The sequence below is a fragment of the Sneathiella sp. genome, assembly GCF_002694385.1.
In the GTDB taxonomy this organism is placed as follows: Bacteria; Pseudomonadota; Alphaproteobacteria; order Sneathiellales; family Sneathiellaceae; genus Sneathiella.
The window spans coordinates 186,025-200,791 of sequence record NZ_NZMB01000005.1 but is presented as its reverse complement, the minus strand read 5'-3'; the positions used below and the strand labels follow the sequence as shown (position 1 = coordinate 200,791).

The window sequence follows — 14,767 nt, the reverse complement described above, 5'->3', positions numbered from 1 at the left end:
CACTTCATCCGCCGGGTTTCAATGATGAGCGTCATCGGACGGTTTCCGGCAGCCAGGTGACGATTGCCGGGAAAATGGCAAGCAGGATAATCACCAGAATATGCGCCACCACATGCGGCGAGACGCCGATGAAAATGTCCTGCACCTTCACATTGGAATAGGCGGAAACAACGAACACATTCAGCCCGATGGGCGGCGTTACAAGACCGATTTCCGCCGTAATGATAACAACGACACCAAACCAGAACGGATCATATCCAAGATGCAGGATGATCGGCAGGGTGATGGGAACCGTCAGGAACAGGATGGCAATCTGATCCATGAAGCAGCCCAGAATCAGATACATGATGATAATCAGCATCAGGATGACCCAGCGATCAACCTCAAGATCACCCACCATGGCAACCAGCGCCTGCGTCACGCCTGTCAGGGTAAAGTAATAGCTGAAGATATGGGCGCAGATGATGATCAGCACAATCATACAGCTTGTCGCGGCGGCCTTGCGCAGGGCGGTATAGAATGTCTCCAGCGTCATACGCCGACGGAAAACGGCAATACAGAACGCCCCGAAGGCCCCAAGGCTGGCGGATTCTGTCGGCGTCGCAATACCGAGATAGATACAGCCGGTCACCAGGGTGATCAGAATGAGCATCGGCCCGATCACCTTCAGCGAACGGATTTTCTCCCCCATGCTGTAGGCCCGTCCGGGCGGCGCCAGATTAGGGAATACCGTCACCAGACCGACCGACGTCAGAATGATGACGCAGGTCACCAGAATGCCGGGGACAATACCGGCAATCAGCAGCTTGCCGATGCTGATATCGGCAATCAGGCCATACAGGATCAGCGCAATACTGGGCGGGATCAGCATGGCGAGCGGTCCGGATATCGCCACAACGCCGGAGGCAAAACGCGGATTATAGTTATTTTCCAGCATCGCCGGAATGGTCGTTGCCGAAAGGGTCGCGGCGGAGGCGGTGCTGGAGCCGGAAATGGCGCCGAACCCTGCACCGGCCAGTGCCGTTGAAATGGCAAGCCCCGCCGGAGTGCGCCCCACCCAGGTTTTCGCGCTGTCGAAGAGTTCATTGGCAATGCGGCTGACGATAATGAATTCCGCCATCAAAATGAACATGGGAATGGTCAACAGCTCATAGGACGCCGTAGTCGAGAGCGAGACCGTCCTCAGGATCCCCTCCACCATCGGCAGGCCGCCAATCGTATAAAGACCGACCATCCCGGAAATACCCAGCGCAAAGGCCACCGGCATCCCGAATACGAGCATCAGCAGCAGAACAACTACACCAAGAAACATCATAATCTGCTCTCCCTATTCCAGATGCTCGACGACGCGCTCGCTCGCAACGCCCGTAATAACGACCCTGATCCGTTCGTAAACCGTGAACAGGATCCTGACGGTGAGAAGACCATAGCCAATCGCCGCGATGATATAGGGAATCCAGGTCGGCCAGGGGATGGCCCCGGCGATCACGTCGCCGGCCATGAGGCTTTTAATGCCATCTTCCCAACTCACCCGGAACATGATGAAAAAAAGCACAAGCGCGCCAATATAGCCGATACTCTCCATGACGGCGCGTATCCGGACGGACCCGAGCTTGTCGAACAGATCAATCTTCACATGGCTGCCGCGCCGGAAAGTGTCCGAAACGGCGGCGAAGAACAGTAATGTCGCCAGATACATGGATATCAGGTCGAAAGACCAGCTCAGCGGCGATGCAAAAAGATACCGCATCACCACGTCTACCGTGACAATCAGCATGATGGCCGTCAGACAAACCCCGGAAAGCGATATCACCGCTTTCTCAACAAGGGTTATGACCTTGTCTATCTTCTCCATTATGTTCAGTCCCTCCCAATGAATTCTTATACGGGTTACTTACCTTGCCATTTCGGCGGCCGCTTTTCCCGGAAGGACAATGGCCCCTCCAGCGCATCTTCGCTTTTATAAACCGGTTCAAACAGGTGATAGGCGGCCCGCAATGCCGCAGACCGGCCCATTTCCGATGACAGATAGACAAGCTCCTTCGCTGCCTTGACCGTCAGGGGCGCATTGCCCGCAATTTTCTTCGCCATGCTGATCGCTTCTGGAAGCAGTTCCGCCTGCGGCAGCACCTTGTTGACAAAGCCGATTTCCAGCGCCCGCTGCGCCGATAGTGAATCGCCCGTCAGCAGCAGTTCCATCATCACCCGCGGCGGGATCATGTTGCCGAGCGGCGCCGCCCAGGGCATGCCGCGCCCGACCTTGGCCTCGGTAATGCCGAAAACCGCATTATCTGAGGCAAGGCAGATATCGCACATCTGGGCAAACAGCCAGCCGCCCGCGAAAGCGAACCCGTTGACCGCCGCAATAATGGGTTTGGTGAGCGTCACGCTGTCGCCAACGACGGGAATAAAATCACGGGCCGGAACGCCGAGCATGCTGTCCGCCGCCTCTTTCAGGTCCATTCCGGCGCAAAATGCCTTCTCCCCGGCGCCCGTCAGAATAGCGACTTTCAGCTCCGGCGTTGCCTCAAACCGTTCCAGTGCCGCGCGCAAGCCTTCGCGCACATCCTTGTTGATTGAATTGAGCTTGTCAGGCCGATTGATGGTGATGATGACGATGTCATCCTGGACATCAAACAAAATGGCGTCTGTCATATGTGGACTCCCTTTCCGGTTTATTCAGCCGCATTGAGATGGCCGAACTGAATGATGTTTTTCTGGCTCAGGGCCGTTATTTCTTCATTGTTTATTTTGAGCTCATCCAGCAGCTCGCGGGTATGCTGGCCCAGCTCCGGCGCGATGGCGTTGAATGTAGCAGGGCTCTCAGAGAAAGTAATCGGAAATACAGGCAGACGCACCGGTCCGTCGGGATGATCATCAACCTCCCGGAAAAAACCAACATCTTCCATGTGTGGATCGCTGAACAGATCTTCGAGGCTGTTAAGCTCGGCGACCGGCACCTCCGCCTTTTCCAGAAGGTCTTTCCATTCCTCCGCGGTCTTCTCAAGGAAGAGAGCCGAGGTAATTTCGTAAAAGGCGCGGGTATTTTTGCTCCGCCCCGACTGCGTCCTGAACCGTTCGTCATTCGCAAGATCATCCCGGTTCAGGGCTTTCGTGAAATTCCGCCACTGCTTGTCGTTATGGATGATCACCGCAAGATATCCTGTCTGCGTCTTGAATGGCTTGCGGTCGGGCAGGATCACCCGCTCATACATGGGCGGGCCCAGGGGCGGATTGAACACCGCGCCTGACATATGCTCGACCAGCAGGAAGGATGCCATCGTCTCAAACATCGGGATTTCGACTTCCTGCCCCTTGCCGCTTTGCAGCCTGAAGATCATCGCCGCCATGATCGCATAGGCGCCCGCCACGCCGCACAGCTTGTCGCCGATCACCGTCGCCGTATATTGCGGCTCCCCCACCATATGGGATTGCAGCATCGACATGCCGCTGACCGCTTGAATGGTATCGTCATAGGCGGGGAGGTTGGCATAGCGTCCCTTCCGGCCAAAGCCATAGAGATTGGCGTAGATAACTTCAGGGTTATGCTGGCGGACATCCTCATAGGTGAGGCCAAGACGCTTTATGGCCGCGGGCCGCATGGAATGCACGACCGCATCCGCCGTTGTCATCAGCCTGAGGCAGAGCGCCCGCCCCTCTTCCTGCTTCAGATCAATGACAACGCTTTTCTTGCCCCGATTGATATTGATGAACATGCCGCTTTGCAGCGGACGGCGCGTCGGGCCGAGATGACGGGTCGGATCGCCATCGGCATTCTCGATCTTGATCACTTCCGCACCAAGGTCGCAGAGGATCTGCGTGCAGTAAGGTCCCATCACGACGGATGTCAGATCAATGATCCGCATACCCGAAAGCGGGCCTGACTTTTTACTTTGCGACGGGTCCATCATCTCACCAACAGATAGTTTACTAGGAAACCATTCTCACAACGTCATGGGCTTCGCGTTCCAGCCGCTCGCGATGTTCCGGCGGCGCGATATCAATCATGGCCTTCACCCTTTTGGTGAGGGGCAGACCGCGCAGATCGGCGGCGCCGAATTCGGTTACCACGACCCCCACATCACTGCGGGCGGTCGTGACGGGGCCGGAGAGTTTGGAGACAATCTTGCTGACCTCTCCGCCCTTGGCGGAACTGCGCAGCGCGATCAGGGAGCAACCACCCTTTGAAAGACCGGCCGCCCGCACATAATCGACCTGACCGCCAACGCTGCCGAAATAATTGGGGCCGATGCCTTCTGCATTCACCTGACCGGTGATATCCACTTCAAGCGCCGAATTGAGGGAAATGAAGTTGGACAGCTCCGCCAGCACGCGGATGTCATGGGTCACCGATGCGGGATCCATACGCAGCGCCGGATTATCATGAGCAAAATCATAAAGCCTTTTGGTGCCGATCAGCGCGCCCGTGATGGTGATGCCTGGATCGGTTTCCTTGAATTCGTTGGTCAACGCGCCGGATTCGGCGAGATCAACCACGCTATCCCCGATCATCCCCGAATGAATGCCAAGCCCCTTGCGGGATTTGAGTTCCGCCATCAAGGCCTCCGGCACACCGCCGATCCCGACCTGCAAGGTTGCCCGGTCGGGAATGAAGCCTTCCGCGAAAGAGGAGATCGTGCGGTCGATATCCGTAATCGGCGCAGCCTGCAATTCAACGACCGGCCGGTCGGAATAAATGCAATAGTCGATATCCGCCGCCGTCAGCGGCTCTGAACAGAAGCTGCGCGGTGTCTGGCTATTGATTTCCGCGATCACAAGCCGTGCCTTCTTGACGGCGGTGTAGATAAAGTCGCTGGTCACACCAAGGCTGTATTCGCCCCGCTCATTCGGCGGGCTGACCTGCACAAACACGACATCGCAGGGAATCCGGCCCGCCGCAATATATCCGGCCACCTGGGACACATGGCAGGGGATGACATCGCACACCCCTGCCTTGGTGAGGACGCCCGCCGTGCCGACCCCCCCTGTGGACATGAAGGTCAGATCTTCCGCATGTTCCGGCGAGAATGTTTTGGAGAAAGCCGAACCAAAGAAGACATGAACATCATCCAGTTTTTTACGCTGCGCGACGAGGGCTTCCGTCAGGGTCAGCGGCTCCGCACAGGCATTGCCCCAGGTCACCGTTTCCGATTTTTTAATCAGGCTGGCAAGGTCCAGCTCGGTAATATCCAGTTCTTTCATCAACCCTTCTCCCTCTGACGGATCACTTCGGCGACGGCAAGGGTTTGCTCGGCCCGTTTGAGCAGCGGACCGTCAATCATCTTGCCTTTGAAGTCGATGGTGCCGATGCCCTTCGACATCGCTTCATTGTAAACGGCCACAACCTCCGCAGCCTCGGTGATTTCATCTTCTGTCGGTGCGTACACGCTGTTGCAGATATCAATCTGGCGCGGGATGACGCAGATCTTGCCCTCATAGCCAAGGTCCCGCCCCTTGTTCGCATCGCGGCGGCACTGTTCGTCATCGCGCACGTCAATTACGGCCTGGTCAATGGCGACAATCCCGGCCAGCTTTGCCCCGAGCACGACGCGGGAGCGGGCATAAAGCACCTCGTCCCCCTCTTTGGTGCGGCGTGCGCCCATATCGGAGGCAAGATCCTCCGCCCCGAAGAAGACCGCGCTCATCAGATCGTTTGCCCGGCACAGTTCATTCACATTCACGACACCCAGCATGGATTCGATTCCGCCCAGAATGCGAACCGGGCGCTTGCCCGGGTTTTTGCCGTTTGCTTCCTTCACGGCGGAAATGATCGGTTCACATTGATCCGGCGTTTCCAGCTTGGGGATCACAATGCCATCAATATCGCAGGCAACAGCCGCGGCGATGTCATCCAGATAGAATTCCGACCCCGGTTCATTAACCCGGACATAAAGGAGCCCCTTTACCTCCGCCTTGCGCAACATGTCCATATTCCCGGCGAGCGCCTCACGCGCGGCAATCTTGTCGCCGGGCGGCGTGCCATCCTCCAGATCAATCACATAGCAATCGGCAGAGAAACGCGGAAATTTGGAAAGCAAGTCGGGCCGGTTGGCGGGAGCAAAAAAGAGACTTCTAAACAACATGATTGAACCTCCCAGTTCTTAAGTCCTGGCGGAAAAGCAGGCACCATATGCAAAACCGACCCCGCCCCCTTAAAGGCAGATCGTTTGATAAGTTCGGGTCAGATTTTGCGTCTTGATGCCTTTTTGTTCCGATATTTGAATATCGTTCTTATTTAAGACCAAAATATCGGGGCGCTATTTATGTGTCAAGCCGCAATTTTCAGAAGAAAGCCGTCCGCCCGATCACAAGATAGTTAGACGTCGGACCTGGTTAAGAAAAACATGGGGCGCATCAATCAAATACGCAAAATAAGGTCACAGGCAATCGGCAGGGATCAGAATGACTGCCCTGCACAAGAGGGCTTTGAAATGCTCATCAGATGGCAAGCAGCCATAAAACGGTGCGTGGGTTGGTTGGGCCTTCCTATTCCTTTGATCCGGGATACGGCAGGGCATACCCCATAAACTGGGACGCCCGTTCCCCCACTGCATGGGCGAGTTCGCAATATCTTGGCAAATGAAGTTTGAGACGCCCCAGCGGCGCCGCGAGAGTGATGCTGCCCGTCAGCCGTCCTTCCGCCCCAAACACGGGGACGCTCACCCCGCCGGCCTCTTCCACCGTATCTCCCATGGTGACGCTGACGCCGGTTCTGCGGATATGCTCCAGATCATGCAGGATGGCGCTTTTTTCAAATCTTTCGCCGGTCAGCGGCGAAACAGGATCGACTTTTTCAAGATAGCTCTGGATGAAGTTGACGCTTTGAAATGCCAAGAGGCACTTGCCGAATGAAGAACAGAATAGCGGCCGCTGCGCCCCGATCACAGATGAAAGATACAGTACACCGTTTCCTTCAACCATATCAATGAACACACCATGCGTGCCTTCCTCTGCCAGCACGCCGGAGAAAATGGTTTCCCCGCTCTCCTTCGACAGGGCCAGCAGGAACGGACGGACCGCGGAAGGAAAGGAGGATTGCGCCTTCATTCGGGCATTGATCATATTGCCAAGGCGATACGCCCTGGCGCCGAGCTGATAAGCCTTGTTCTGAACCTCGATATAATCCTCGGCTTCCAGTGACCGCAACAGGCTGAGCAGGCTGGTTTTAGGTGTTTCCAGCGTCGCGCTCAGCTTGGCCAGCGTCAATCCTTCCGTACTTGATGCCAGCACTTCCAGCAATTGCATCACCCGCGCAGGAGACCGCGGCCCTTTCGGATTATTTTTTGTCATAGCCCTCCCTTTGACTTGATATGTTCTTAATATGGTATATCATACTCATAACGGAACAAGTAAAAAGTAACAGGATACGTCGCGCCAGTATATCTCTGTGTTTCAAACACATTCAATAAGAACCCGGGCGCAACAGAAAGGGAGAGAAATGAAAAAAACCATTTCAAAATTAGTACTTACAGCTGTGGCAGCACTTGTTGCCGGTTTACCGGCAACAACACTGGCGCAGGACGCGATCAAGCTCCGGCTTGCCCATTCCTTCCCCACGGCGCATTTCATTCAGGTTCAGGCCGTTGAACCCTGGATGGCGCAGGTGACCGAACGCACTGATGGTCGCGTCACTTTTGAGCATTTTCCGGCAGAACAGCTCGGCAAGGCAAAAGACATGCTGACCCTCACCCAGAATGGCGTGACGGATATCGGTTATGTCGGCGTTTCCTATGTCTCTGACAAAATGCCGCTGGCCGGTGTGGCTCAGCTTCCGGGCAGCTTCCCGACCTCCTGTATTGGGACAAAAGCCTTCTGGGAAGTCGCCAATCAGGACCCGATCAAGAGCCAAGAGTTTGCGGCCAACAATGTTCATCTTCTGTTTGCCTTTGTGCTTGAGCCCTATCAGATCTACACCGCCAACAAGAAAGTTCAGACGGCGGCGGATGCAAGCGGTCTCAAGCTGCGCAGCACCGGCGGCGCCATGGATATCTTTTCCCGCAAGATCGGTGTGGTTCCGGTTCGCATGACGGCAACGGAAGTCCGTGAATCCCTCTCCCGCGGCACTCTGGATGGGCTGATCTTCCCGAACCAGAGCGTGATCTCCTATGACCTTGTTTCCCTGCTGAAGTACGGCACACGTGGCGGCAACTTCGGCAGCTTCATTGTCAGCTTCGTGATCAATGAAGCTTCCTGGGCGAAACTGCCGGATGACGTTAAGGACGTGATGACCAAAACCAGCGAGGAAATGGTCACGACCATGTGCAACAACATCGATGAAGGCGTTGACAAGGCCGTTGCGGAAATGACAGCGGAAGGCGTTGAATATTATACGCTCAGCGAGTCAGACCTCGCAACCTTCGCGAAACATTCTGATGAAGTCGCGGATGAATGGGCGAAAGACCTCGATGGCCGCGGCAAGCCCGGCAGCGAAGTCCTGAAGCAGTTCCGGGATGCGCTCGCCAAGCAGTAATACACAAATAGCAGGATAAGATACCCTGTTATCTGCAACAGAAAACCCGCCGGTAAGTCTACCGGCGGGTTTTTCTATGGCCATCTGCAAATGCAAAACGGGAGGGTTATCCCTCCCGTTTTGGCTATTCTGTCATCTGACTGCTAATTTTTAACTGCCCTGACGATCCCGACAAGAATGCAGGCGCCAATGATGCCCGCCACCAGATACCCAAGCCAGCCGCCAAAGGAGATCCCGAGCAAGCCGAACAGAAAGCTCGCCACTGCGGCGCCAATAACCCCCAGAATAATATTGAAGAATATCCCGGTATTCGCTTTCATCAGAATTGAGGCAATCCAGCCGGCTACTCCCCCGATGATAATGGCTGCTAACCAGCCTATTCCTGCTTCGCCCATGTTAAGTCCTCCTCAAAAGTAAACACCAACATTATATGATTTTCATAAATATAGTGTCATTGCAAACTATGTCAGATTGAAGGCAATACAGGTTATTGTCCCTGTGACTTTTAAAGCGCAGCCCGTCCGGAAGCAGAAACGATCCATCTTCAAAGCCCGCGTTACCCCTGCTCTAAGACGGGTCAGACGATCTCTTCGCGCAGCACCCGCTTCAGAATTTTTCCGGATGGATTTCTTGGCAGGCTGTCCCGTAAAATCAGGCGTTTTGGAACCTTGAAGCCTGCCAGATGCTTGCGGCAATGAGCCTCAAACGCGGCCTCATCGATTGTTATCCCCTCCTTCGGCACGACAATCGCAACGGGGACTTCGCCCCAGCGATTGTCCGGCATGCCGATGACGGCGGCCTCCATGACCCCCGGCATCTGATAGATAACGCGTTCAATCTCGGAAGAGGCAATATTCTCCCCGCCGGAGATAATCATATCCTTCTTGCGATCGGTCAGATAGAGAAAGCCATCCTCATCGAGATATCCCACATCGCCGGTGCGGAACCAGTCTCCGAACCGGGTATCCGCCGTCTTTTGCGGATCATTCCAGTAGCCTTCCGTGACCTTCGGGCCGCGCAGGCATATCTCCCCCTCTTCCCCCGGTTCAAGGAAGGCGCCTTCGTCATTGGCGATGGCGATAGAAACATGGGGAGTGGCGCGCCCCGTGGAGCCGATCTTCTCAATTTCCCAGCCCGGTTCCATAAAGGTATCCCCGCTACAGGATTCGGTCAGCCCATAGGCGTCGATATAGCGACCGTTGGTGAAGTATTCCTGAAATTCGACGATCCGCCCCTCTGGCGTTTTCTCGCCGCCGCCGATGCACCATTCAAGGCTGCTGACATCGAATTTATCCCGTTCCGGATAGCTCAGCACACCTGCCATCATGATCGGGGCCAGCCAGGCGCCGGTCAGCTTTTCCGCCTCGATCGCCTGCAGCACGTCTGCCGGATCAAAGTCGCGATGAATTTTCAGCATCCCGCCAAGCCACAGGACGGCCACCCCCGGCAGATCAAACGCTCCCACATGATAGAGCGGGCCCGTGACCAGCAGGCGGGTCTGCTGCGACAGCCCGAGGACCACCACATGCTCCATGCATTTCCAGTAAAAATTATCATAGCTATGCATGACGCCCTTTGGCCGGTCGGTCGTGCCGGACGTATACATCAGGCGGAAAAGATCATCCGGGCGCATGAATTCAGGCGATGGAACGGCTTTATTCCCGCCCGTCAGGACAAGCGGATTTTTCTGCATCGCCTCATTGAGCAGGATGATCGGCATATCCAGTTTCAGGATAGGTGAAAACTCCTCATCTCCAACCAGCAGCTTCGCCTTGGCATTGCCGGTGATATAGGCAATCTCGTCCCTCGCCAGCCGATAATTTATCGGCAGGAAGACGCCGCCAAGGTAACTGGTGGCGCAGGCCACTTCTATAAATGCCGGGCTGTTCTTCATGAAGACGGCGACCACATCGCCCTTGCCGATGCCCTGCTCTTTCAAAAATCGGGCGAGCTGTCGCACACGTTCCCACAGCTCGCCATAGCTGATGCGGACATCTTCATAGACGATGGCGGTATTCTCCGGCCAGCGTGTTGCGTGATATTTCAGGAAACTGCCGAGATTGACCATCCTCTTCCTCCTTTTTTCTCCCGCAACGATCAGTAGGAGCGCGGCATCCCGAGATCATGGATCGCGATGAAATTGAGGATCATTTCTTCGGAAACCGGCGCGAAACGGAACAGCCGCGCATCCCGCCAGAGCCGCTCCAGATGGGATTCGGTCGCGTAGCCCATTCCGCCCATAGCCTGCATGGACCGCTCCGTCGCATCGGCGACGGCTTGCGCCGCGATCAGCTTGGCGGCATTGGATTCACTGCCGAACGATTCCCCCGCATCGAACTGCGCCGCCGCCTTGTAATTCATAAGCCGCGCACATTCGATTTCCGCCTTGGCCTGGGCCAGCGGAAACTGGATGCCCTGATAGGAACCCACCGGACGATCCCCGAAAACCTTACGGTCATTGGCGTAATTCACGGCAAGACGAAGGGCCAGATCCCCCGCCCCGACCAGACCCGCCGTCGTCACAATCCGTTCCGTATTCAGCGTATCCAGAAGTTCCCTCCAGCCGCCATGCAGCGTGCCGACGAGCTCCTCCGGCTCGATCCGGACATCATCGAAAAAGACGGTGCAGGACGACAGTGTCTTCGTGCCCACCTTCTCAATAGGATGATAGGTGAGGCCTTCCCGCTTCACATCAATCATGAACATGGACAGGCCGTCCGTGCGCTTCTGCACATCCTCAACCTTCTTGGTGCGGGCAATGACCAGCATCTTTTCGGCCTGATCGACGGCGGTGATCCAGATTTTTTCACCATTCAACCGCCAGCCATCGCCATCTTCCGCGGCGAATGTCTTGAGTTCAAGGCTGTTGCTGCCTGCCCGCGCCTCGGTCAAGGCCATGCAGAAATTGATTTCCCCGCTGATCAGGCGCGGCAGCAGCTCTTTCTTCATCTTGTCCGTGCCATATTTTGAAATGGTCACGCCGCCGAAAATCGGGTTGATCATGAAAAGCTGGCCGAGAGTTGATCCGCCGCCGCTGGCCGCCAGATTTTCGACAATCAGCGCCATTTCCAGCATGCCCGACCCGGCCCCGCCGTATTCTTCGGGAAGCGCAACGCCCGCAAGTCCGGCATCACAGACGGCTTTCCACAGTTCCTTCGGAAATTCCTTCTTGGCGTCCAGCTCCCGCCAGTAGTCCAACCCGAATTCATCGCCAATCTTAAAGGCGGTTTCGGCAATCATCCTTTGCTCTTCAGTTAGCCGGAAATCCATTTTCTTTCCCTTTTCTATTTGACCAGCAGCTTAAGCGGTTTTTCAAGATATGATTTGATGGCGTTCAGGAAGGTAAGGCCGCTGACACCATCGAAAATGCGGTGATCGCAGGAGAGAACCAGCCCCATTTCCTGTTTCAAAACGGGTTTGCCCTTTTTATTGGGCCGGAATGTCTCGCGGATACTGCCCACTCCGAGGATGGAAGACTGCCCCGGGTTGATAATGGAACTCATATAGGTGACATCGAACATCCCCGCATTGGAAATGGTCGTTGCCCCGCCCGCCAGGTCATCACCGGCAAGCTTGCCGCTGCGCGCTTTTTCCACCATCGCTTTTGCGGCTGCCGCGATCGAGACGATATCAAGCCCGCCCAGATTTTTCAGGACCGGCGCAAAAAGCCCGTTGTCCGTATTAACCGCAACGCCGATATCGACGCTGTCATATGTGACAATCTCGCCCTCCTGCCAGACGGAATTTGCCTTTTCATTTTCGGCAAGCGCCTTGGCAACCGCGGCGATAATCAGGTGATTAACGCTGATTTTAACGCCCGAAATCTCATCATTAAGCTGGTCCTTGAGGTCCAGCAGACGGCCTGCGTCCACTTCCGTTGCCAGATAAAAATGCGGTGTTTCCCGCTTTGCTTCGCTCAGACGGCGGGCGACAGTGGCCTCATATGAGGTGGGCGCGCGCCGTGCCGGATTGGCAATCTGTCTTGCACCCTCTCGCGGCATTGCGGCAAGGGCCGGAATGGCAGCGCGGACATCATCCGCCTTGATCCGCCCGCGCGGACCGGAGCCATCCACCTGCCCCAGATCAATGCTATTCTGCCGGGCGATACGCCGCGCAAGCGGCGTTGCGACAATGCGGGTTCCCGCCTCACGCGCCGGAGGTGCAATGGGTGCGGAAGCAGACGCCGCCGGAGCGGCGGGAGCCAGCTGTTTTTCCGGTGTTTCTGACGTCACCGGGGAGCCCTCCTTCGGCATTTTATCCGTCGCCCCAGCCGCGCCAATATTCCAGCGGGCGATGGCGGCCCCTACGGGGACCGTCTCGCCGGCGGGGACAAGAATGTCTTCAAAGACACCATCGGCAGGCGCCTCTACCTCGTTGGCGATCTTTTCCGTTTCAACCACCAGAATGACATCGCCTTTGCTGAACTTATCGCCGGGCGCGACGACCCATTCGGAGATGGTTCCCTCCGTCATGGTCAGGCCCAGCTTCGGCATGATCAGCTCGGTGCCGTTTGACATGCTTATTTCCCTTTGAAACTGGCGGGGCGTTTTTCCAGAAAGGCGGTGCAGCCTTCATGGGAATCCTCGGCATCCAGCACCAGCCCGATGAGGCTCTGTTCATAGGGGAGCGCCGCTGAAAGCGGCATATCCGCACCATGCAGCAGCCCCCGTTTCAGAAGCTTCAGGACAAGCGGTGATTTATGGGCAATTTTATCGGCCAGTTCCTTGACGTGGCTTTTCAGTTCATCCGCCGGAACCACCTTATTGGCAAGACCATAATCGACAGCTTCCTGCGCCGTGATCTGGTCGCCCGTGAACATGATCTCCTTCGCCCGGCAAAGCGGGATCTGCCGGATGATACGTTGTGTACCACCTGCCCCCGGAAACAGACCAAGCGTGATTTCCGGAAGGCCAAGGCGGGCCTTTTCGGAAAGGATGCGAATATCGAGAGCAAGGATCAGCTCCGTTCCACCGCCCAGCGCCCAGCCATTGACTGCCGCAATGGTCGGCTTGTCACAGGATTCAATCCGCCGGAAGACCCGGTGGATTATTTCCGCGAATTCCTGATAATGGGCAAGCCCCTGACGGGAATTGAGGTCACTGATATCCCCGCCCGCGACAAAGGCCCGCTCACCGGCGCCGGTAAAGACGATCACCCGGACATCGTCATCCCGCTCCAGCTCGCCCAGCGCCTTTTCCATTTCCAGCAGGGTTGGAACATCCAGCGCATTCAGCGTTTCGGGACGATTGATCGTGAGCGTTGCAACGGGTCCGTCCTTGTCAATCAGGATAGATTTCTCGGCCATTTTATTTCTCCAATTATCAGGCTAGAACCTTCTCTACGGCGGCGATGACATCATCGGCATCCGGCAGATAACGGCTTTCAAGGGATTTCGCAAAAGGTACCGGCATAAAGGGCGCGCCAACGCGAATAATCGGCGCATCCAACTCATCAAAGCCGATATCCGCCATGCGGGCCGCAATTTCCGCCCCGACACCAAAATTCGTCACGGCCTCATGCAGGATAACCAGACGATGGGTCCGGGACAACGATTGCAGGACCGTTTCCTCATCCCACGGCTGAATGGACCTGAGATCAACGACTTCCGCCTCGATATCCCGCTCCGCCAGGGTGGCGGCCGCCGCAAGCGCCGTATTGACAGCCGCGCCATAGGAAACGATGGTCACATCATCCCCGGCACGCGCGATATGGGCTTTACCGATCTCGATCGCCGGGGCTGCTTCATCCAGATCGCCCTTCATCGAGTACATTGCCTTGTTCTCGATAAAAATAACGGGATCGGGATCCAGAATGGCCGCCTTCAAAAGCTGATAGGCATCCGATGGATTGCTGGGCACAACAACTTTCAGTCCCGGAATATGGGCAAACCAGGCTTCCAGACATTGCGAATGCTGCGGCCCGGCATTGACCCCGCCGCCATGGGGCGTACGCAGGACCATCGGCACGGAGCATTGTCCGCCAAACATGAAACGGGCTTTCGCCGCCTGATTGACGAGACCATCCATAGCAATCGCCACGAAGTCCATAAACATGATCTCGACAACCGGTTTGAGGCCGCTCATCGCGGCGCCAACGGCGGCACTGACGATGGTTGCCTCCGAAATGGGAGTATCCCGGACCCGCAATTCGCCGTGGGTATCCAGCAGTCCGCGAGTCACCCCGAACGGACCCCCCGCATGAGCCACATCTTCCCCAAAAACGACAACGGACGGATCCTTCGTCAGAGTCTCGTCCAGCGCCATGTTGATGGCCTTGGCAAATCTCACTTCAGCCATA

The 14,767-nt window shown here is 56.2% G+C and carries 14 protein-coding genes; 1 reads left to right on the top strand and 13 read right to left on the bottom strand.

The window, feature by feature from the left end; translation table 11 throughout:
- Positions 1-31: 31 nt before the first annotated feature.
- From CMN55_RS02135 to CMN55_RS02105, 7 genes are all read right to left on the bottom strand, one after another.
- The gene (locus CMN55_RS02135) at positions 32-1,318 is read right to left on the bottom strand and encodes a TRAP transporter large permease (RefSeq protein ID WP_366931951.1); all 1,287 of its coding nucleotides are present in this window, start codon (positions 1,316-1,318) and stop codon (positions 32-34) included.
- 9 nt (positions 1,319-1,327) lie between these two features.
- Positions 1,328-1,855: a TRAP transporter small permease gene (locus CMN55_RS02130; RefSeq protein WP_293947890.1), complete on the bottom strand. Its 528-nt coding sequence runs from the start codon at positions 1,853-1,855 to the stop codon at positions 1,328-1,330.
- Between the two features lie 35 nt (positions 1,856-1,890).
- Positions 1,891-2,655 carry an enoyl-CoA hydratase/isomerase family protein gene (locus CMN55_RS02125; protein WP_293947889.1) on the bottom strand — a complete coding sequence of 255 codons (765 nt, stop codon included), beginning with the start codon at positions 2,653-2,655 and terminating at the stop codon, positions 1,891-1,893.
- A 20-nt stretch (positions 2,656-2,675) separates the two neighbouring features.
- Entirely contained in the window at positions 2,676-3,866 is a 1,191-nt protein-coding gene (locus CMN55_RS02120) for a CaiB/BaiF CoA transferase family protein (protein ID WP_293947888.1), read from the bottom strand.
- Between the two features lie 64 nt (positions 3,867-3,930).
- Complete coding sequence (locus CMN55_RS02115) at positions 3,931-5,202, bottom strand: acetyl-CoA hydrolase/transferase family protein (RefSeq protein ID WP_293947887.1); 1,272 nt, start codon at positions 5,200-5,202, stop codon at positions 3,931-3,933.
- Complete coding sequence (locus CMN55_RS02110; RefSeq protein WP_293947886.1) at positions 5,202-6,083, bottom strand: HpcH/HpaI aldolase/citrate lyase family protein; 882 nt, start codon at positions 6,081-6,083, stop codon at positions 5,202-5,204. Before CMN55_RS02110 ends, CMN55_RS02115 begins: the two co-directional genes overlap by 1 nt.
- 403 nt (positions 6,084-6,486) lie before the next feature.
- Entirely contained in the window at positions 6,487-7,290 is an 804-nt protein-coding gene (locus tag CMN55_RS02105) for an IclR family transcriptional regulator (protein WP_293947885.1), read from the bottom strand.
- A gap of 148 nt (positions 7,291-7,438) precedes the next feature.
- On the opposite strand from CMN55_RS02105, the gene CMN55_RS02100 reads away from it, so the two are divergent.
- Positions 7,439-8,470, top strand: coding sequence for a TRAP transporter substrate-binding protein (locus CMN55_RS02100; protein ID WP_293947884.1), 1,032 nt, complete (start codon positions 7,439-7,441; stop codon positions 8,468-8,470).
- A gap of 143 nt (positions 8,471-8,613) precedes the next feature.
- Here the strand turns inward: CMN55_RS02100 and CMN55_RS02095 are convergent, their stop codons facing one another.
- The 6 genes from CMN55_RS02095 to CMN55_RS02070 all read right to left on the bottom strand — a co-directional run bounded on the left by CMN55_RS02095 (position 8,614) and on the right by CMN55_RS02070 (position 14,766).
- Positions 8,614-8,865 (bottom strand): GlsB/YeaQ/YmgE family stress response membrane protein, encoded by a 252-nt coding sequence (locus CMN55_RS02095; protein WP_293947883.1) that lies wholly within the window; start codon positions 8,863-8,865, stop codon positions 8,614-8,616.
- Between the two features lie 182 nt (positions 8,866-9,047).
- Positions 9,048-10,538, bottom strand: a complete 1,491-nt coding sequence (locus CMN55_RS02090) for an AMP-binding protein (protein ID WP_293947882.1) — start codon at positions 10,536-10,538, stop codon at positions 9,048-9,050.
- A gap of 29 nt (positions 10,539-10,567) precedes the next feature.
- Positions 10,568-11,740, bottom strand: coding sequence for an acyl-CoA dehydrogenase family protein (locus tag CMN55_RS02085; RefSeq protein WP_293947881.1), 1,173 nt, complete (start codon positions 11,738-11,740; stop codon positions 10,568-10,570).
- Between the two features lie 14 nt (positions 11,741-11,754).
- The gene (locus tag CMN55_RS02080) at positions 11,755-12,987 is read right to left on the bottom strand and encodes a dihydrolipoamide acetyltransferase family protein (protein ID WP_293947880.1); all 1,233 of its coding nucleotides are present in this window, start codon (positions 12,985-12,987) and stop codon (positions 11,755-11,757) included.
- 2 nt (positions 12,988-12,989) lie between these two features.
- Positions 12,990-13,775, bottom strand: a complete 786-nt coding sequence (locus CMN55_RS02075; RefSeq protein WP_293947879.1) for an enoyl-CoA hydratase/isomerase family protein — start codon at positions 13,773-13,775, stop codon at positions 12,990-12,992.
- Between the two features lie 16 nt (positions 13,776-13,791).
- Positions 13,792-14,766 (bottom strand): alpha-ketoacid dehydrogenase subunit beta, encoded by a 975-nt coding sequence (locus tag CMN55_RS02070; RefSeq protein ID WP_293947878.1) that lies wholly within the window; start codon positions 14,764-14,766, stop codon positions 13,792-13,794.
- Between the last annotated feature and the right edge of the window lies 1 nt (position 14,767).

What these genes read in the sequence shown, in the direction of transcription:
- CMN55_RS02125 (WP_293947889.1), bottom strand. Translation starts at nt 2,655, where the DNA reads ATGACAGACGCCATTTTGTTTGATGTCCAGGATGACATCGTCATCATC.
- CMN55_RS02080 (WP_293947880.1), bottom strand. Translation starts at nt 12,987, where the DNA reads ATGTCAAACGGCACCGAGCTGATCATGCCGAAGCTGGGCCTGACCATG.
- CMN55_RS02070 (WP_293947878.1), bottom strand. Translation starts at nt 14,766, where the DNA reads ATGGCTGAAGTGAGATTTGCCAAGGCCATCAACATGGCGCTGGACGAG.
- CMN55_RS02120 (WP_293947888.1), bottom strand. Translation starts at nt 3,866, where the DNA reads ATGCGGATCATTGATCTGACATCCGTCGTGATGGGACCTTACTGCACG.
- CMN55_RS02130 (WP_293947890.1), bottom strand. Translation starts at nt 1,855, where the DNA reads ATGGAGAAGATAGACAAGGTCATAACCCTTGTTGAGAAAGCGGTGATA.
- CMN55_RS02110 (WP_293947886.1), bottom strand. Translation starts at nt 6,083, where the DNA reads ATGTTGTTTAGAAGTCTCTTTTTTGCTCCCGCCAACCGGCCCGACTTG.
- CMN55_RS02100 (WP_293947884.1), top strand. Translation starts at nt 7,439, where the DNA reads ATGAAAAAAACCATTTCAAAATTAGTACTTACAGCTGTGGCAGCACTT.
- CMN55_RS02085 (WP_293947881.1), bottom strand. Translation starts at nt 11,740, where the DNA reads ATGGATTTCCGGCTAACTGAAGAGCAAAGGATGATTGCCGAAACCGCC.
- CMN55_RS02090 (WP_293947882.1), bottom strand. Translation starts at nt 10,538, where the DNA reads ATGGTCAATCTCGGCAGTTTCCTGAAATATCACGCAACACGCTGGCCG.
- CMN55_RS02075 (WP_293947879.1), bottom strand. Translation starts at nt 13,775, where the DNA reads ATGGCCGAGAAATCTATCCTGATTGACAAGGACGGACCCGTTGCAACG.
- CMN55_RS02115 (WP_293947887.1), bottom strand. Translation starts at nt 5,202, where the DNA reads ATGAAAGAACTGGATATTACCGAGCTGGACCTTGCCAGCCTGATTAAA.
- CMN55_RS02105 (WP_293947885.1), bottom strand. Translation starts at nt 7,290, where the DNA reads ATGACAAAAAATAATCCGAAAGGGCCGCGGTCTCCTGCGCGGGTGATG.
- CMN55_RS02095 (WP_293947883.1), bottom strand. Translation starts at nt 8,865, where the DNA reads ATGGGCGAAGCAGGAATAGGCTGGTTAGCAGCCATTATCATCGGGGGA.